The organism is Geodermatophilus amargosae (genome assembly GCF_041028265.1).
Taxonomy (GTDB): domain Bacteria; phylum Actinomycetota; class Actinomycetes; order Mycobacteriales; family Geodermatophilaceae; genus Geodermatophilus; species Geodermatophilus amargosae_A.
In genome coordinates this window covers 31813-49405 of the sequence record NZ_JABGCW010000021.1, presented here as the reverse complement: position 1 = coordinate 49405, position 17593 = coordinate 31813, and the positions used below count along the sequence as shown (strand labels likewise).

Sequence of the window (17593 nt, the reverse complement as noted above, 5' to 3'; positions counted from 1 at the left end):
GACAACCATTCCCAGACAGGGCCCCCACCATCCGGTGGGGGCCCTGCCTGCGCATGCCCGGAAAACACACGGACCAGAACGGCGCGGATCCGCGGATCAGCGGCGCCGGACCTCCTTGGTCGTCGCCCCGACGTTGTCGGCGAGCCAGGCGTTGAGCGCCGTCAGGTCCCGCCACGACGTCCGCACACGCTCGAGCGCCTCGGGGCCGTGCAGCCAGTCGGCGTACTCGAACAGCCGGCCCGCGTGCAACGAGCGGTGACGCAACAGGCCGGCACGGCCGTCGTCGACCTCGTAGCCCTTGGGGACCCGCGTGAGACGGTCGCCATCGATGCTCCAGCCGGCGGCGGCCAGACGGTCCACCTCGGCACGCAGCCGCGGGCCCTGCACGTCGTCGGCCACGGCCCGCCGGTAGCGCTCCACCTGGTCGGACTCCAGCCGCCACGCACCCCCGGCCACCCGCAGCCCCTCGGCGGAGATCTCCACGTAGCAGGCCCCGGCGCCGCGCCCCTCCTGGTGCGCGACCGCGCCCTGGTGCGTCTTGTACGGCGTCTTGTCGTTGCTGAAGCGCACGTCCCGGTACGGGCGGAACAGCTTCCCCGGGCCGAACTCCGCGGCCAGTGCGTCGACGAGTGCCTGCATCGGCGCCCGCACGCAGGCGTCGTAGGCGGCGCGGTGGCGGGTCCAGTACGTCTTCGAGTTGTCGGCCTCGAGGCCCTCGTAGAACACCAGGCCCTCGTCCGGGAAGCCCTGGAACGTCATCCCTCTCCCCCCAGGAGCGCGTGCCAGCGGAGCTCGCGCAGCGGCGTGCCCGCGGCGTCGAGCGTCCGTGCCCAGCCGTCCGGGCCCCAGCCGGCCGAGTCGAGGAAGTCCGCGGTGACCCGGTCGCCCTCGGCCACCCAGGTGGTCAGCCGCGCCGTCCCGTTGCCGGCGGCCAGGTCGGCGACCGCGGCCAGCAACCGGCTGCCGTGACCGCGCCGTCCCCACCGGGGCTCGACCAGCAGGACGGCGAGCTCGGTCGTGGGACCGGCGGGGTCGGGCTGCTCGCCCGGAGCGAGCTCCGGCGGCCCGTAGGCGGCGAAGCCCACCACCCGGTTGCCGTCGAGGGCCACGAGGACGCCGTGTGCGGGGGTGGGCGGGGTGGCGATGGCCGCGGACCACGCGGCCTCGGCGTCCGCGGCGTCCCAGGCCTCGAGCACGGAGGCGGGCAGGACGTCGCGATAGGCCGTCCGCCAGGTCTCGCCCTGCACGCGGGCCACCGCGACGGCGTCCCCGGCGACCGCCGGGCGCACCGACACGTCGGCGGTGCCGGTCAGGCGCGGGAAGGGGGAGCCGGGGTCCACGCGGGGCAGCCTAGGTCGGCGGGCGAGGGAGGCGGACCGTCAGCGGTGCACGGCAGGATCGGCGGCGTGCCCGCACCCGTCGCCGACCGGCTCCCCGCCGCCCTCGCCCGGCGCATCGCGCTGGCCGCGCAGGGCTTCGCCGACCCGCGTCCGGCCGGCGTCGTCGACAGCCGGCAGCTGCGGCGGATGACCGACCGGCTCGCCGTCGTCCAGATCGACTCGGTGAACGTCGTCTCCCGCTCGCACTACCTGCCGGCGTTCAGCCGGCTCGGCGCCTACCGGCGGTCGGTCCTCGACGACTTCACCGCCCGCCGTCACGAGCTGTTCGAGTTCTGGGCGCACGAGGCGTCCTTCCTGCCCGTCCGGCTGCACCCGTACCTGCGCTGGCGGATGGCCGCCGCGGAGGAGCAGGCGTGGGGGTCGATGGTCCGCATCCAGCGCGAGCGGCCCGGCTACGTGGCCGAGGTGCTCGACCGGGTGCGCGAGGCGGGGCCGGTCCGGGCCAGCGAGCTCGGCGAGGCCCGTCCCGACCGGCCCGGGTCGATGTGGAACTGGCACGCCGGCAAGGTCGCGCTCGAATGGCTCTTCTACACCGGCGTCCTCACGGCACGGGCGCGGACGACGTCGTTCGAGCGGGTCTACGACCTCACCGAGCGGGTCCTGCCCGCCGCCGTCGTGCAGACGCCGACGCCCGAGCCCGCCGACGCCGTCCGCGAGCTCGTCCGCACCGCCGCGCGGGCACTGGGCGTGGCCACCGAGCGCGACCTGCGCGACTACTTCCGGCTGCGCCCGGCCCAGGCCCGCCAGGCGATCGCCGAGCTGGCCGACGCCGGCCAGCTGCTCCCCGTCGAGGTGGCCGGGTGGGGCGCGCCCGCCTGGCTGGACCCGGCCGCCCGCCGGCCGCGGTGGATCCGCGCCCGCGCCCTGCTGTCGCCGTTCGACTCGCTGGTGTGGGAGCGGCCGCGGGTGGAGCGACTCTTCGGCTTCCGGTACCGCCTGGAGATCTACACGCCCGCCGCACAGCGGGTGCACGGCTACTACGTGCTGCCGTTCCTCCTCGGGGACCGGCTGGTGGCCCGGGTCGACCTCAAGGCCGACCGGCAGGCCGGCGTCCTCCGCGTGCAGGCGGCGCACGCCGAGGACGGCGTCGACCGCGCCGAGGTCCGCGCCGCGCTGGCCGCCGAGCTGCGGCTCATGGCCGGCTGGCTGGAGCTCGACGCCGTCGCCGTGGCCGAGCGGGGCGACCTCGCGGCCGACCTCCCCGCCGCCCTGGCCGGTGCCGGCGCCGACGTCGCCTAGGCTGGGCCGCCGTGGGGAGCACCGGAGCGGTCGACACGCAGTACGAGGACCTCCTGCGACGGGTCCTCGAGACGGGGACGCCGAAGTCCGACCGCACGGGCACCGGCACGGTGAGCACCTTCGGCGAGCGGCTCCGGTACGACCTCTCGACGTCGTTCCCGCTGGTCACCACGAAGAAGGTGCACTTCCGCTCGGTCGCCGTCGAGCTGCTGTGGTTCCTCCGCGGCGACGGCAACGTCCGCTGGCTGCAGGAGCACGGCGTCAGCATCTGGGACGAGTGGGCCGACCCGGCCGGCGACCTCGGGCCGGTCTACGGCGTGCAGTGGCGCTCCTGGCCGGCGCCCGACGGCGGGACGATCGACCAGCTGCAGGGCGTCCTCGACACGCTGCGCACCGACCCCGACTCCCGGCGCATGGTGGTGTCGGCGTGGAACGTCGCCGCGCTGCCGGAGATGGCGCTGGCCCCCTGCCACGCGCTGTTCCAGTTCGCCGTGCACGACGGCCGGCTGTCCTGCCAGCTCTACCAGCGCAGCGCCGACCTGTTCCTCGGCGTCCCCTTCAACATCGCCGGCTACGCGCTGCTCACCCGGATGGTCGCCGCCCAGGCGGGCCTGCGCCCGGGGGAGTTCATCTGGGTCGGCGGCGACTGCCACGTCTACAGCAACCACGTCGAGCAGGTCCGCGAGCAGCTCTCCCGCGAGGTCCGGCCCTTCCCGGCGCTGGAGATCGCCCCGGCGCGGTCGCTGTTCGACCACCGCTTCGAGGACTTCACGCTGCGCGGCTACGACCCGCACCCGGCCATCCGCGCCGCGGTCGCGGTCTGACCGGGTGCCCGTCCGGCTGATCTGGGCGCAGGCGCACGGCGGGGTCATCGGCGCCGACGGGCGGCTGCCCTGGCGCCTGCCCGAGGACCTGCGGCTGTTCAAGGAGCTCACCTCCGGGGCGACCGTCGTCATGGGGCGGCGGACCTGGGAGTCGCTGCCCGGGCGCAACCGCCCGCTGCCCGGCCGGCACAACGTCGTGCTCACCCGCGACCCCACCTGGCGCGACGACGGCGCGGAGCGGGCCGGCTCGGTGGAGGAGGTGCTCGCCGCGCACCCCGACTGCTGGGTGATCGGCGGCGCCGCGGTGTACGCGGCGTTCCTCCCGCACGCCGACCGGCTGGTGGTCACCGCCGTCGACCTGGCCGTCGACGGCGACACCCACGCCCCCGTCCTCGACCCCGTATGGCGGCCCGTCGTCCGCACGCCGGAGGGCGGGTGGGCCACCTCGGCGACGGGGCTGCGCTACGCCGTCACCGAGTACGGGCGCGCGCCCGTTGCCGGACCGGGCGCGCCCGCGGACGGTCGGTAGATTCGACCGCATGACCACCGACCCCGCCCGGCCCTTCGGGCGCGTGCTGACGGCGATGGTGACCCCGTTCGCCGAGGACGGCTCGATCGACCTCGCGGGGGCCCAGGAACTGGCCGCGCACCTGGTGGACCGGCAGGCCCACGACGGCCTGGTCGTGCTCGGCACGACCGGTGAGGCGCCGACGCTCAGCGACGGCGAGCAGTCCGCGGTCCTGGAGTCGGTCCTCGACGCGGTGGGCGACCGCGCGGTCGTCGTCGCGGGGGTCGGCACGAACGACACCGCGCACACCATCGACAACGCCCGCCGGGCCGAGCGGCTCGGCGCGCACGGCCTGCTGGTCGTGACGCCCTACTACAACAAGCCGCCGCAGGCCGGCCTGCTGCGGCACTTCACCTCGGTCGCCGACTCCACCGACCTGCCGGTGATGCTCTACGACATCCCGCCGCGCTCGGTGGTGCCCATCGAGGTCGAGACGCTGGTCCGCGCCGCGGAGCACCCGCGCATCGTCGCGGTGAAGGACGCCAAGGGCGACTTCGGCGCCCTCGCCTGGACGCTGGCGCGCACCGACCTCGCCTACTACTGCGGCGAGGACATGCTCAACCTGCCGATGCTGGCGGTCGGTGCGGTCGGCGTGGTGAGCGTCGCCGGGCACCTCGTCGGCCCGAGGCTGGCCGAGCTGATCGCCGCGGTCGAGTCCGGCGACCTCGCGAAGGCCCGCGAGCTCAACGAGAGCCTGCTGCCGGTCTACACCGGCATCTTCCGCACCCAGGGCGTCATCCTGGCGAAGGCCGCGCTGCGCGAGATGGGGCTGCCCGCGGGCCCCGTGCGCCCACCGCTGGTCGACGCCACGCCCGAGCAGATCGCGCAGCTGCGCGCCGACCTCGCCGACGGAGGCATCTCCCTGTGAGTCCCGTGAGCACGACCCCGTGACCGTCAGCACCGCCGGCACCGCCGGCCAGCCGCACCTCGACCTCACGACGCCGCCGCCGCTGCCCGCCGGCGGCCTGCGCGTCATGGCGCTCGGCGGCCTCGGCGAGATCGGCCGCAACATGGCCGTCCTCGAGTTCGAGGGCAAGCTGCTCGTCATCGACTGCGGCGTGCTCTTCCCCGAGGCCGAGCAGCCCGGCGTCGACCTGATCCTCCCGGACTTCGGGATCATCGAGCACCGCCTCGACGACGTCGTCGCCGTCGTCCTCACCCACGGGCACGAGGACCACATCGGCGCGATCCCCTACCTGCTGCGGCTGCGCGGGGACATCCCGCTGGTCGGCTCGCGGTTCACCCTCGCCCTGGTGGCGGCCAAGCTCCGCGAGCACCGGCTGGTCCCGACGTTGGTCGAGGTGGCCGCGGGCGACGACCACCTCGCCGGGCCGTTCCACTGCGAGTTCATCTCGGTGAACCACTCGATCCCCGACGCGCTCGCCGTCGCCGTCCACACGCCCGCGGGCGTGCTGGTGCACACCGGCGACTTCAAGATGGACCAGCTGCCGCTCGACGGCGTCCTCACCGACCTCGGTGCCTTCGCCCGGCTGGGCCTGGAGGGCATCGACCTGCTGCTGGCCGACTCCACCAACGCCGAGGTGCCCGGGTTCGTCGTCCCCGAGCGCAACATCGGCCCGGTGCTCGAGGACGTGTTCCGCCGCGCGACGCAGCGGCTGATCGTCTCCAGCTTCGCCAGCCACGTGCACCGCATCCAGCAGGTGCTCGACGCCGCCGAGACGCACGGCCGGAAGGTCGCCCTCGTCGGCCGCTCGATGGTGCGCAACATGGGCGTGGCCCAGGACCTCGGGCTCCTGCGGGTGGCGCCGGGGCTGATGGTCAAGCTCGACGAGGCGACGGCGATGCCCCCGGAGCAGGTCGTGCTGATCAGCACCGGGTCGCAGGGCGAGCCGCTGTCGGCGCTCGGGCGCATGGCCCGCGGCGAGCACCACCAGGTCACCATCGTGGCCGGCGACACGATCGTGCTGGCGTCCTCGCTGGTGCCCGGCAACGAGACCGCCGTCTACAAGGTCATCAACGGGCTGGCGCGGCTGGGCGCCACCGTGGTGCACAAGGAGACGGCGATGGTGCACGTCTCCGGGCACGCGCCGGCCGGCGAGCTGCGCACCCTGCTCAACGTGGCCAAGCCCCGCTACCTCATGCCTGTGCACGGCGAGTGGCGCCACCTGCGCGCGCACGCCGCGCTGGCCGAGCAGACCGGCATGGCCGCCGACCGGGTGCTGCTCGCCGAGGACGGCGTCGTCGTGGACCTGGTCGACGGCAAGGCCTCGATCACCGGGTCGGTGCCGGTGGGCAACGTCTACGTCGACGGGCTCAACGTCGGCGACGTCGGCGAGGAGTCGCTGCAGGAGCGGCGGATCCTCGGCGACGAGGGCTTCGTGGCGCTCACCGTGGTGATCGAGCCCTCGACCGGCACGATCGTGCGGCCGGTGCACCTGTCCACCCGCGGCTTCTCCGACGACCCCACCGCCTTCGACGAGGTGCTGCACCTGGTCGAGACGAACCTCAAGCGGGACCTCGCCGACGGTCAGCGGGACGCCCACCGGCTGTCGCAGTCGATCCGCCGGACCGTCGGCAAGTGGGTGTCCGACACCTACCGCCGCCGCCCCATGATCATCCCGACCGTCCTCGAGGTGTGAGGGGAGCCCTCACCCCTCGGCGCGGACGGCGGTGACGACGAGGTTGTCGGCGTAGCTGCGGGCGTCGTGGTCGAACGCGCCCGTGCAGGTCACCAGCCGGAGCACGTCGTCGGAGGTGGCCCCGAAGACGGCCGCGGTGGGGAACGAGTCCTTCGGGAACCGGTCGCTGCCGACGACCTCGTACCGCGCCACCGAGCCGTCGGCGACGGTCACCTCGACGACGTCCCCGGGGCCGAGGTCGCGCAGGCCGGAGAAGACGGCCGGACCGGCGGTGGAGTCGACGTGCCCGAGCAGCACGGTCGGACCGCGCGCCCCCGGCCGGCCTCCGCCGGTGACCCAGCCGACCCGGTCGAAGTCGGCGGGCACCTCGGCCGTGCCGTCAGGGAGGACGCCGAGGTCGAGGAGGTCGCCGCGCACCCCGATGGCGGGCACCGAGACCGCGACCGGCTCCGGCACGGTGGCCGGGTCGACGACGACCGGCCCGCCCGGCCCGGGGTCCGGGGCGGACGGGACCGCCGGTGCGGGAGGCGGTGGGGGAGCGGCCGACCCGGCCGCGCCCGGGGCGGCGCAGCCGGCGAGCACCGCCGCCGTCGCCGCCAGCGCCAGCGCGCGGCCGGGGCGCATCCTCAGGCGCCGGTCGTCGCGCGGCGGCGCACCGCGATCCCGCCGGCGACGGCCAGCGCACCGAGTCCGGCGACCGAGAGCAGCGCCGTTCCGCCCGCGGCGTCCTCCGCCGTCCCGCCGGCACCGGTCTCGACGCCGCCGACGGGGATCGCCGTCAGCTGGCCGCGCACGGCCCCGGCCGGTGAGGCGGTGGTGTGGGTGTCGGTGGCGAAGGACGACGGGTCGGCCTCGATCTGCGCGAGGGTGAAACCGGCGCCGGTGTCGGCCCCGTCGGTCACCACGCCGGTGGTGAACGGCCCCTGCAGGCAGCCACTGCTCACCAGCCGGCCCGAGCCGTCGTCCTCCGGGTCCGGGAACGCGATCCGCGGCGGCCCGGGCTCCCCGGCGGCCGCCTGGTGCACGTGCGTGGCCGTCTTGGCCGGGCTCTGGAAGGGCGGCGTCACCCCGGAGAGGCTGATGTCGTAGCAGATGATCTCCAGGTCGGAGTTGATCCGGTACGTGAAGGTCCCCGTGGCGCCCGGCGTGCCCGGGGTGGGGACGCCGTCGGGGTCGACGACCGCGGCGGGCGTCGCCATCGCCGTGAAGGCGCTGGTGAAGGTGGCCGGCTCGGCCACCTCGGTCTCCGCGGAGGCACTGCCGGCACCGACCAGGGCGACGGCGCCGGCGACGCCGGTGACGATCGCGGCGCGGGCCAGGGAGTGGTGGGATCGGGACACGGGGTGCTCCTCGCAGGTGGTGACGGTGGTCACCAGGAGGTACGGCGCCGGTGGTCCGGCCGTTCAGGGGCGGCGGCAGGGCCCCTCCGGACGAGAGGTGCCACGGTCGTGAACGGGACGCCGGCCACGGCCGTACCCCCTCGTGCGCGGCTCCCGACTGGCGGGCGCCGCTCATCGAGGGGACTCCCATGCGACCCACGACCCTGCGCGCCGGCACCGCGGCCGGCGCGTCGGCCTTCGCCCTGCTCCTGCTCGCCGCGACCCCGGCCGCGGCCGGCGGACCGGGCGGCTCCGGCGCACCTCACCCGGGCGGGACCGCCGTCACGACCACCGGGGACTCCGGCGCCGGCTCCCTGCGCGCCGCCGTGCAGGCGGCCAACGCCTCCGGCTCGGGCACGGTGGTGCTGTCCGACCGCGTGTACCGCCTCGCGCTGGCCGGCACCGACGACACCGCGGCCGCCGGGGACCTCGACGTCACCGGTCGCCTGGTCCTCGAGGGCCGGGGCGCCACCGTCGACGCGGCGGGCCTGGACCGGGTGTTCGACGTCCGGCCGGGCGGCTCGCTGACCCTGCGGGACGTCACGGTCACCGGCGGCCGGATCGCCGGCACCCCGGGCACCACCGGCGGGGCCTCCGGCGGCGGCGTCCTCAACGCGGGCACGCTCGTCGTCGAGGGCAGCACGATCACCGCCAACACCGCCACGCGCGCCGGCGGCGGCATCGAGGCCCTCGCGGGCTCGACGACGACCGTCACCCGCTCGACCCTGTCGTCCAACGGCACCGGCGCCGCACCCGGCAACGGCGGCGGCCTGCACCTGACCGGCGCCGGCACCGTGCACGTCGAGCGCAGCACGGTCACCGGCAACACGGCGGCCTCCGAGGGCGGCGGCCTGTGGAACTCCGCCACCGGCACCATGACGGTCAGCCGCAGCACGATCAGCGGCAACACCGCCAGCGGCGCGGCGAGTGACAACGGCGGCGGCGGCCTGTTCAACGACGGCGGCTCGCTCACCGTCGACCGCAGCGAGGTCCGCGGCAACTCCGCGAACGGCGCGGCGGGCTCCGGCGGCGGCCTGTTCACCCACGCGGGCACCCTGACCGTCACCCGCTCCGTCGTCGACGGCAACGACGCCCGGCGGGCCGGCGGCGGCATCGAGGCCCTCGGCGGGACGACGACGCTCGAGCGCACCACGCTGACCGGCAACACCACCGGCGCGGCCCCGGGCAACGGCGGCGGCCTGCACCTCACCGGCGCCGGCACCGTGCGCATCGACCGCGGCACCGTCACCGGCAACCGCGCGGCCAACGAGGGCGGCGGCCTCTGGAACTCCGAGGCCGGGACCATGACCGTCACCCGCACCCGGATCAGCGGCAACACCGCCCCGGTCGGCCCGGACGTGTTCCAGGACGGCGCCGGCACCGGCTTCACCGTCGACGGGCAGCGGGTCGCCGGCGAGGCCTGACCCGCACAGCGCAGGGGGGCGCCGGCCACGGGGAGGCGCCCCCCTGTCGTGCGGTCAGAAGTCCGACCGGGCCACCACGTCGCCGTCGTCGTCGACGACCTCGAAGCCGACGGCGTCGTCCCGCAGCACCGCGGAGCTGAGATTGCACCGCAGCTCCGCACCGCCGACGCCGAGGAACTCCCCGGCCGGCACCTCGCGGCCGCCGTCGTCGGTGACCGCCACCCGGTAGACCTCGCCGTCGGCGAAGCCGGTACCGGTGAGCCGGACCTCCACGCCCCAGGTGTGCGGCACCAGGTCCGCGCGGGCCTCGACGCCGGGGTCCACCGCCTGCACCGACACGGGCTCCAGCGGCGGGGGATCGGGCACCGGCCGGGCCAGCCAGCCGACCGCCGCGCCGGCGGCGGCCACGCCCACGACCGTGGCGCCGGCGAGGACCGGGCGCAGCGCCCGGCGACGGCGGGAGAGCGGGGTGGCGCGGTGCCGGGGCGGGCCGCCGCGCTGCTCCTCCGCGGCGATCCGCGCCAGCACGGCAGCCCCGAGCCCCGGCGGCGGGGTGGGCGTCTCGTCGAGGGCGTCGGGATCGACCGCGGCCAGCCGCGCGGCCAGCGGGGTCAGCTCGGCCAGCTCCGCGCGGCAGGACGGGCAGCCGTCGAGGTGGGCCTGCAGCCGGTCCTGCTCGGCGGGCTCGAGAGCACCCAGCGCGGCGGCCCCGAGCAGCTCACGCAGCTCCCGGTGCTCCCCGTCGGCCCGGCTCACGGCTCCACCCCCATCTCGTCGAGGGCCAGGCGCAGTGCCTTGAGCCCGTAGAACACCCGGCTGCGCAACGTGCCGACCGGGATCCCCAGCTCGGCGGCCACCTCGCCGTGGGGCCGGCCGCGCAGGTGCGTCTGCACGATCGCGGTGCGGTGCTCGGCGCCGATCCGGCGCAGCGCCTCCTCGACCACCCAGGCGTCCACCAGCCGGTCGTCGGCGGCCGCCTGCGGTGTCGCCGCCGGGTCGTCGGTCAGCTCGCGCTGCCACGGCCGGACGGCGAACCGGCGCGCCTCGTCGACGACGACGTTGCGCGCGATGGCGAACAGCCAGGTGCGCAGGCTGGCCAACTGCGGGTCGTAGGAGTCGGAGGCGCGCCAGGCCCGCAGGAACACCTCCTGGACGACGTCCTGCGCCGCGCCGCCGTCGCCGAGCTGGCGCAGCGCGAAGCGGTAGAGCTCCGCGCCGTGCGCGGCGTAGGCCGCCCGCACGTCCAGCGGCGCCGGCGCCGGTGACCGCCGTGCCATCCCCACCTCCGAGGTCTGCTTCCCGGTCCAGCAGGACGTACGGCGGCGGGGCCGCCGCCGTTCACCCTGTCAGCGGACGACCTCGATCGGGGCGATCCCCTCCTCCGCCGGGAGGTCGAAGCCCCACACCTGCGCGTAGAAGGACAGCTCCCCGTCGAGCGCGGCCCGGATGTTCGCCGCCCGCCGGAAGCCGTGCTGCTCGCCCTCGAAGAGCAGGTGGGCGTGCGGCACGCCCTTGTCCCGCAGCGCCGCCACCATCACCTCCGCCTGCTCCGGCGGGACGACGCGGTCCTCGGCGCCCTGGAACACCGCCAGCGGGGTGTCGAGGGCGTCGACGTGCGTGAGGGGGGAGCGCTCCGCGTACACGTCGGCCCCGGCGGGCCACGGCGCCACGAGCCCGTCGAGGTAGCGGGACTCGAACTTGTGCGTGTCCGCGGCGAGCGCGCCGAGGTCGGCCACCCCGAAGTGGCTCGCCCCGGCGGTGAAGACGCCGGGGCGGAGGGTGAGCGCGGCCAGCGTCGTGTAGCCGCCGGCCGAGCCGCCGCGGATGGCCATGCGCGCGGGATCCACGCGCCCGGCGTCGGCGAGGTGCCGGGCGCAGGCGACGACGTCGTCGAGGTCGACGACGCCCCACCGGCCCTGCAGCGCGTCGCGGTAGCGGCGGCCGTGGCCGGTGGAGCCGCGGTGGTCGACGTGCGCGACGCAGAAGCCGCGGGAGGTGAAGTACTGGATCCCCGGGTCCAGCCCGCGGGCGTGGGCCGAGGTCGGGCCGCCGTGCACCATGACGATCAGCGGCGGCAGCTCGCCGTCGGGGGCGGTGGCCTCCGGGTTGGCGGGCGGGTAGACGACGGCGTGCGCCTCGGCGATGCCGGTGTCGCGCTCCTCGGTCGGGAAGGTCACGTCCTCGGGGACGGAGAACCAGGCCGGGTCCAGCCCGAGATCCCGTGCGGGGCGGAGGACCTCCGCCTGCCCGGAGAGGTCCGCGCGCAGGACCACCGGCTCGCGCACGGGGCTCCCGGCCGCGCACACGACGCCGTCGCCGGCCGCGGTCAGGTAGCCCAGCGCCGTCCAGCCGGGCAGCGGCACGTCCCGCGTCGACCCGTCCGGCGCGAGCACGACCAGCCGGTCGCCGCCGTCCCCGCCGGCCGCCGCCACCACCCCGCCGCCGGGGAGCGGTACGAAGCGCCGCGCGCCGAGGACCCACTGCGGCCCGGCGATCTCGGTGCCGGTGTCGAGGGCCGGCTCGGCCTCCCCGCCGGGGCGCCACCGCCACAGCGCCCAGACGTCGGTGCGGTCGCAGCAGAACCAGAGGGTGCCGGCGGCGTCCCAGGTCGGCTGCACCGCGGACTCGCCCGGTCCGCCGGCCACCACCGTCTCGGTGCCGTCGGCGGCGCGGACCACCAGCTGCGCGGCGTCCCACGGCATGGCCGGGTGGTCCCACTGCAGCCAGGCCACCTCCCCGGCGGGGCCGGGCCGCGGGTCGGACACGAAGTCCGGGCCGCACACCACCACCTCGGCGGTGCCGTCCGGACCCAGCCGCACGACCTCGTTGACGACGTCGGCCGCGGCACCGGAGGCGGTGTGCGTCTCGCGGACGGCGAGCAGCGACCCGTCGCCGGCCGGGGTCAGGTCGGCCCAGCGGACGCCGGCCGGCAGCCCGGGTTCCGGGGTGACGGCGACCGGGCCGTCGTCGCCGGGGGAGAGCCGGTACAGCCGCTGGTCGTCGAAGTGCGTGAACCAGAGCGTGCCGCCGGCGACCGTCCACGCCGCCCCGCCGTACTCGTGCACGCGGGTGCGGGCGTTCCACGGCGGGGGGAGGACGTCGGTGACCGTGCCGTCGGCCGAACGCCGCACCAGGGCCGACCGGCCGCCCTCGCCGGGCCGCGACTCCGACCACCAGACGTCGTCCCCGTCGACGGCGACCTCGCCCAGCCGGGCGGCCGCGCGGACGACGAGCGCCGAGGTGACGGGGGTCGGCCAGCTGCCGTACGGGACGGGGGAGGAGGTCGGCATGCCGCGACCGTAGGCCGGGGACACGACGCCGCGCCTGCCTGGGAGGACGCAGGGGGACGGCTACCGTCGACGCATGCCTGCCCGTACCACGCCCTCGCGCCGGCCGGCCGGCTCGGCCCCCAAGGGGCGGTCCGGGTCGACGGCGGCCGGCAAGCGGCCGGCCCCCCGCAACGGCAACCGCAAGCCGCCCGCTCGCAAGCCCGCCCCGAAGCAGGGCTCGGGCGCGGCCGCCGGCGCCTGGCGGGCCGCCGCGGGCACCTGGTCGCTGGTCGCCCGCGGGGCCGGGGGACTGGCCCGCTCGGTCGCCCGCCCGGAGGAGGCCGAGCCGCTCGCGCCGGAGCACCGCCGCGACGGTGCCGGCCTCGCCGTCCTCGGTCTCGCCGTCGTCCTCGGCGCCGCGGCCTGGTTCGACGGCATCGGCCCCGTGGGTGCCGGGCTGGCCCTCGGCGTCCGCTGGGTGGTCGGCTCGCTGCTTGTCGTGCTGCCCGCGCTGCTGTTCCTCGTCGCGCTGCGGCTGCTGCGCCGCGCGCCGCGCCCCGAGGCCCGCGGCCGGCTGGCGATCGGCTGGCTGTGCGCCACCCTCGCGGTGCTCGGCATCGCCTCCGTCGTGGGCACGCCCGCCGACCCGGTGGGCGGCCGGCCCGGCTCCGGCGGCCTCGTCGGCTGGGCGGTCGGCACGCCGCTGACCGCCGGGCTCGGCGCCGTCGTCGCCGTCGTCCTGCTGTCCCTGCTCGCGGTGTTCGCGGTGCTCGTGCTGACCGCGACGCCGCTGCACCAGGTGCCCGAGCGGCTGCGTGGCCTCGTCGACCGGGTCACCGGCGACGACGGGGAGTGGGACGAGGACGGCTACGACGAGGACGGCCACGACGAGGACGACGCCGAGGAGCCGGAGGACGAGCCGGTCCGGCCGCGCCGTGCCAAGGCCGCGGCGCTGACCGAGGCGCTGTCGGCGGACCAGCCCGACCTGACCGCCACCGGACCGATCGACCACGTCCCGGCCGTCGACGTCCTGTCGGCGGTGCACGTCGAGCCCCCGGCGCCGCCGGCTCCCGCCCGCCGCGCCCCGGTCGTGGACCGCACGGTGCCGCCGGAGGACCTCGAGCCGGTCACCGAGCCCCAGCAGCTGCGCATCGAGCCGGTCGAGGGCGAGTACACGCTGCCGTCGGTGTCGCTGCTGCGGCCGGGCACGCCGCCGCGCAAGGAGTCGCAGGCCAACAACGCGGTCGTCGACGCCATCCGCGGGGTGCTCGAGCAGTTCTCGATCGACGCGGACGTCACCGGGTACACCCGCGGGCCGACGGTCACCCGCTACGAGGTCGAGCTCGGCAACGCGGTCAAGGTCGAGAAGATCACCGCCCTGGCACGCAACCTGGCCTACGCCGTCGCCAACGACAACATCCGCATCCTCGCGCCGATCCCGGGCAAGTCCGCCGTCGGCATCGAGGTGCCCAACGCCGACCGGGAGACGGTCAGTCTCGGCGACGTCATGCGCTCCCACGTCGCCAAGCAGGACCCGCACCCCATGGTGGTCGGGCTCGGCAAGGACATCGAGGGCGGCTTCGTCACCGCCAACCTGGCGAAGATGCCCCACCTGCTGGTCGCCGGTGCCACCGGTGCCGGCAAGTCCTCGTGCATCAACTCGCTGCTGACGTCGCTGCTGCTGAGGGCCGCCCCCGAGCAGCTGCGGATGATCCTGGTCGACCCGAAGATGGTCGAGCTCACGCCCTACGACGGCATCCCGCACCTGATCACGCCGATCATCACCGACCCCAAGAAGGCCGCCACCGCGCTGGCCTGGCTGGTCGAGGAGATGGAGCAGCGCTACCAGGACATGCGGGCCACCGGCGTGCGGCACATCGACGACTTCAACCGCAAGGTCGAGCGCGGCGAGATCACTGCCCCGCCCGGCAGCGAGCGGGTCTACCGCCCCTACCCCTACATCCTCGCGATCGTCGACGAGCTCGCCGACCTGATGATGGTGGCCCCGCGCGACGTCGAGGAGTCGATCGTGCGGATCACCCAGAAGGCCCGCGCCGCCGGCATCCACCTGGTCCTGGCCACGCAGCGGCCCTCGGTCGACGTCGTCACCGGCCTGATCAAGGCCAACGTGCCCTCGCGGCTGGCGTTCTCGACCTCCAGCCTCACCGACAGCCGGGTCATCCTCGACCAGCCCGGCGCGGAGAAGCTGATCGGCATGGGCGACGCCCTGTTCATGCCGATCGGCGCCGGCAAGCCGCAGCGGCTGCAGGGGGCCTACGTCTCCGACGCCGAGATCGAGGCGGTCGTCGAGTTCACCAAGCGGCAGGCCGAGCCGGAGTACCGCGAGGAGGTCTTCAGCGCTGCTGCTGCCGCCGGGGAGAAGAGAGAGGTCGACGAGGACATCGGCGGGGACCTGGAGCTGCTGTGCCAGGCCGTCGAGCTCGTCGTGACCAGCCAGTTCGGGTCGACGTCGATGCTGCAGCGCAAGCTGCGGGTCGGCTTCGCGAAGGCCGGCCGCCTCATGGACCTCATGGAGACCCGCGGCGTGGTCGGCCCGTCGGAGGGCTCCAAGGCCCGCGACGTGCTCGTCAAGCCCGACGAGCTGGAGTCGGTGATGTTCACGCTGCGTGGCGGCACGCTGCCCGGCGGCGAGGGCTGAGCGGGGGGACCGGCCGGGTCACCCTGCCGAGTCAGGGAGGGTCGGCGCGCGGCGCCTACGATGGACCGGTGACAGCCCCGCCCGGCCCTGCCCGCACAGTGGCCGTGGTCACGCTCGGCTGCGCCCGCAACGAGGTCGACTCCGAGGAGCTGGCCGGCCGGCTGGCCGCCGACGGCTACCGGCTGGTCGAGGACCCCGAGGACCCCGAGGGCGCCGACGCCGTCCTGGTCAACACCTGCGGGTTCATCGAGTCGGCGAAGAAGGACTCGGTCGACGCCATCCTCGCGGCCACCGACAGCGGTGCCGAGGTCGTCGCCGTGGGGTGCATGGCCGAGCGCTACGGATCCGAGCTGGCCGGCGCGCTGCCCGAGGCCACCGTCCTCGGCTTCGACGACTACGCCGCGATCGGCGACCGGCTCGACGACGTCCTGACCGGCCGGCCGCTGGTCCCGCACTCGCCGCGCGACCGCCGCACGCTCCTGCCGATCAGCCCGGTCGCCCGCACCGCCGCCGTGACCGCCGAGGCGGCGCCGGCCATCCCCGGCCACGGCTGGGTGCAGCGCCGCCGGCTGGCGTCGGGCCCCTCGGCCGCCCTCAAGCTCGCCTCCGGCTGCGACCGGCGCTGCGCCTTCTGCGCCATCCCCACCTTCCGCGGCTCGTTCGTGTCCCGCCCGCCGGCCGAGGTGCTCACCGAGGCGCGGTGGCTGGCCGGCCAGGGCGTCACGGAGCTGGTGCTGGTCAGCGAGAACTCCACCTCCTACGGCAAGGACCTCGGCGACCTGCGCTCGCTGGAGCGGCTGCTGCCCCAGCTGGCCGCCGTCGAGGGCCTCGCCCGGGTGCGGGTGGCCTACCTGCAGCCGGCCGAGCTGCGCCCGGGCCTGCTCGAGGTCATCGCCTCGACCGACGGCGTGGCGCCGTACTTCGACCTGTCCTTCCAGCACTCCTCGCCGGGCCTGCTGCGCCGGATGCGCCGCTTCGGCGGCACCGACGACTTCCTCGCGCTGATCGCGCGCGCCCGGTCGCTCGCGCCCACGGCGGGGTTCCGCACCAACGTCATCCTCGGCTTCCCGGGGGAGACCGAGGACGACGTCGCCGAGCTCGAGCGCTTCCTCACCGAGGGCCGCCTCGACGCCGTCGGGGTGTTCGGCTACTCCGACGAGGAGGGCACCGAGGCGATGGGGATGCCGGGCAAGCTCGACCAGGCCGAGATCGACGCGCGGGTCCGCCGGATCACCGACCTGGTCGAGGAGCTCACCGCCCAGCGCGCCGAGGACCGCGTCGGGGACCGCGTGCAGGTGCTGCTCACCGAGGACCTCTCCGCCGAGCAGGGCCGTGCCGCGGGGGAGGGTGGCGTCTGGGCCGGCCACGCCGCGCACCAGGACCCCGAGGCCGACGGCACGACCACGGTCAGCGGGGTGCCCGGTGACGCCCGGCCCGGGCAGCTGCTCGACGCCGAGGTGGTCGGTACCGAGGGAGTCGACCTCGTCGCCCTGTCGTCCGCGGAGATCGCGCTCGCCGCGGTCCCGGCGCTGCGGTGAGGTCGCGGTGAGCGCCGTCGTCCCCGACCCGGCGGCGACCCCGCCGCAGTCGGCGAAGCTGGTCAACCTGCCCAACGCGCTGACCGTGCTCCGGCTGGCCGTGGTGCCGGTGTTCGCCGTCCTCCTGCTCTCCGACGGCGGCATGGACGACGGCCGCCGGGTGTGGGCCACGGTCTTCTTCGGCGCGGCGATCATCACCGACCGCTACGACGGGATCATCGCGCGGCGCACCGGTCAGGTGACCGAGTTCGGCAAGCTGGCCGACCCGATCGCGGACAAGGCGCTCACCGGCACCGCGCTGGTCGCGCTGTCGGTGCTCGCGCTGCTGCCCTGGTGGGTGACGCTGGCGATCATCGTGCGCGAGGTCGGCGTCACCCTGCTGCGGTTCTGGGTGATCCGGCACGGCGTCATCGCCGCCAGCCGCGGCGGCAAGGCCAAGACCGTCGTCCAGGCGCTGGCCATCGGCCTGTACATCCTGCCGCTGGGCGGCCTCCTGGCCAGCGCCCGGTGGTGGGTCATGGCCGCCGCGCTGGTGCTCACGCTGGTCACCGGGCTCGACTACGTCTACCGGGCGCTGGCGCTGCGCCGCACCAGCGCGCGGGCCATGCGGGCCGCCGCGGCGCGCCGCGCCGCCGGCCCGACCGGCTCGCGGACCGACACCGCGGCCTGAGCGAGGGCTCCCGTCCGCACACC

At 75.9% G+C, this 17593-nt stretch carries 16 protein-coding genes; 9 read left to right on the top strand and 7 right to left on the bottom strand.

The features are described from left to right. Nucleotides 1-96: 96 nt before the first annotated feature. Nucleotides 97-759 (bottom strand): DUF2461 domain-containing protein, encoded by a 663-nt coding sequence (locus tag HLV61_RS21610; protein ID WP_369259214.1) that lies wholly within the window; start codon nucleotides 757-759, stop codon nucleotides 97-99. Continuing rightward, complete coding sequence (locus tag HLV61_RS21605) at nucleotides 756-1340, bottom strand: GNAT family N-acetyltransferase (RefSeq protein WP_369259212.1); 585 nt, start codon at nucleotides 1338-1340, stop codon at nucleotides 756-758. Before HLV61_RS21605 ends, HLV61_RS21610 begins: the two co-directional genes overlap by 4 nt. A gap of 66 nt (nucleotides 1341-1406) precedes the next feature. Between HLV61_RS21605 and HLV61_RS21600 the strand changes: the two genes are divergently transcribed. Genes HLV61_RS21600 through HLV61_RS21580 form a run of 5 tightly spaced genes read left to right on the top strand, consistent with a single transcriptional unit; the run spans nucleotide 1407 to nucleotide 6631 of the window. After that, complete coding sequence (locus HLV61_RS21600; protein WP_369259210.1) at nucleotides 1407-2639, top strand: winged helix-turn-helix domain-containing protein; 1233 nt, start codon at nucleotides 1407-1409, stop codon at nucleotides 2637-2639. An 11-nt stretch (nucleotides 2640-2650) separates the two neighbouring features. Further along, a complete protein-coding gene (locus tag HLV61_RS21595) occupies nucleotides 2651-3463 on the top strand; it encodes a thymidylate synthase (protein WP_369259208.1) in 813 nt (270 codons plus the stop codon). Nucleotides 3464-3467: 4 nt separating this feature from the next. Further along, a complete protein-coding gene (locus HLV61_RS21590; protein WP_369259206.1) occupies nucleotides 3468-3992 on the top strand; it encodes a dihydrofolate reductase in 525 nt (174 codons plus the stop codon). Between the two features lie 10 nt (nucleotides 3993-4002). Then, a complete protein-coding gene (gene dapA, locus HLV61_RS21585) occupies nucleotides 4003-4899 on the top strand; it encodes a 4-hydroxy-tetrahydrodipicolinate synthase (RefSeq protein WP_369259204.1) in 897 nt (298 codons plus the stop codon). Nucleotides 4900-4918: 19 nt separating this feature from the next. Continuing rightward, entirely contained in the window at nucleotides 4919-6631 is a 1713-nt protein-coding gene (locus tag HLV61_RS21580; RefSeq protein WP_369259202.1) for a ribonuclease J, read from the top strand. A gap of 9 nt (nucleotides 6632-6640) precedes the next feature. On the opposite strand, the gene HLV61_RS21575 is transcribed toward HLV61_RS21580, so the two are convergent. Both HLV61_RS21575 and HLV61_RS21570 read right to left on the bottom strand, forming a co-directional pair. Next, nucleotides 6641-7255 carry a class F sortase gene (locus HLV61_RS21575; RefSeq protein WP_369259200.1) on the bottom strand — a complete coding sequence of 205 codons (615 nt, stop codon included), beginning with the start codon at nucleotides 7253-7255 and terminating at the stop codon, nucleotides 6641-6643. 2 nt (nucleotides 7256-7257) lie between these two features. After that, entirely contained in the window at nucleotides 7258-7971 is a 714-nt protein-coding gene (locus HLV61_RS21570) for a CHRD domain-containing protein (protein WP_369259198.1), read from the bottom strand. Nucleotides 7972-8159: 188 nt separating this feature from the next. On the opposite strand from HLV61_RS21570, the gene HLV61_RS21565 reads away from it, so the two are divergent. Continuing rightward, the gene (locus tag HLV61_RS21565) at nucleotides 8160-9434 is read left to right on the top strand and encodes a right-handed parallel beta-helix repeat-containing protein (protein ID WP_369259196.1); all 1275 of its coding nucleotides are present in this window, start codon (nucleotides 8160-8162) and stop codon (nucleotides 9432-9434) included. 54 nt (nucleotides 9435-9488) lie between these two features. On the opposite strand, the gene HLV61_RS21560 is transcribed toward HLV61_RS21565, so the two are convergent. The 3 genes from HLV61_RS21560 to HLV61_RS21550 form a co-directional block, all read right to left on the bottom strand. Then, on the bottom strand, nucleotides 9489-10190 hold the full coding sequence (locus HLV61_RS21560) for a zf-HC2 domain-containing protein (protein WP_369259194.1): 702 nt from the start codon (nucleotides 10188-10190) through the stop codon (nucleotides 9489-9491). Next, nucleotides 10187-10711, bottom strand: a complete 525-nt coding sequence (locus HLV61_RS21555; protein ID WP_369259192.1) for a sigma-70 family RNA polymerase sigma factor — start codon at nucleotides 10709-10711, stop codon at nucleotides 10187-10189. The genes HLV61_RS21560 and HLV61_RS21555 overlap by 4 nt, the downstream gene beginning before the upstream one ends. Nucleotides 10712-10780: 69 nt before the next feature. After that, nucleotides 10781-12724: an alpha/beta hydrolase family protein gene (locus tag HLV61_RS21550; protein ID WP_369259190.1), complete on the bottom strand. Its 1944-nt coding sequence runs from the start codon at nucleotides 12722-12724 to the stop codon at nucleotides 10781-10783. A gap of 73 nt (nucleotides 12725-12797) precedes the next feature. Here HLV61_RS21550 and HLV61_RS21545 point away from each other — a divergent pair, with 73 nt between their 5' ends. The 3 genes from HLV61_RS21545 (at nucleotide 12798) to pgsA (ending at nucleotide 17570) form a co-directional block, all read left to right on the top strand. After that, entirely contained in the window at nucleotides 12798-15362 is a 2565-nt protein-coding gene (locus tag HLV61_RS21545; RefSeq protein ID WP_369259189.1) for a DNA translocase FtsK, read from the top strand. A 68-nt stretch (nucleotides 15363-15430) separates the two neighbouring features. Next, on the top strand, nucleotides 15431-16900 hold the full coding sequence (locus HLV61_RS21540) for a MiaB/RimO family radical SAM methylthiotransferase (protein ID WP_369259187.1): 1470 nt from the start codon (nucleotides 15431-15433) through the stop codon (nucleotides 16898-16900). Nucleotides 16901-16907: 7 nt separating this feature from the next. Then, entirely contained in the window at nucleotides 16908-17570 is a 663-nt protein-coding gene (pgsA, locus tag HLV61_RS21535; RefSeq protein WP_369259185.1) for a CDP-diacylglycerol--glycerol-3-phosphate 3-phosphatidyltransferase, read from the top strand. Nucleotides 17571-17593: the final 23 nt, after the last annotated feature.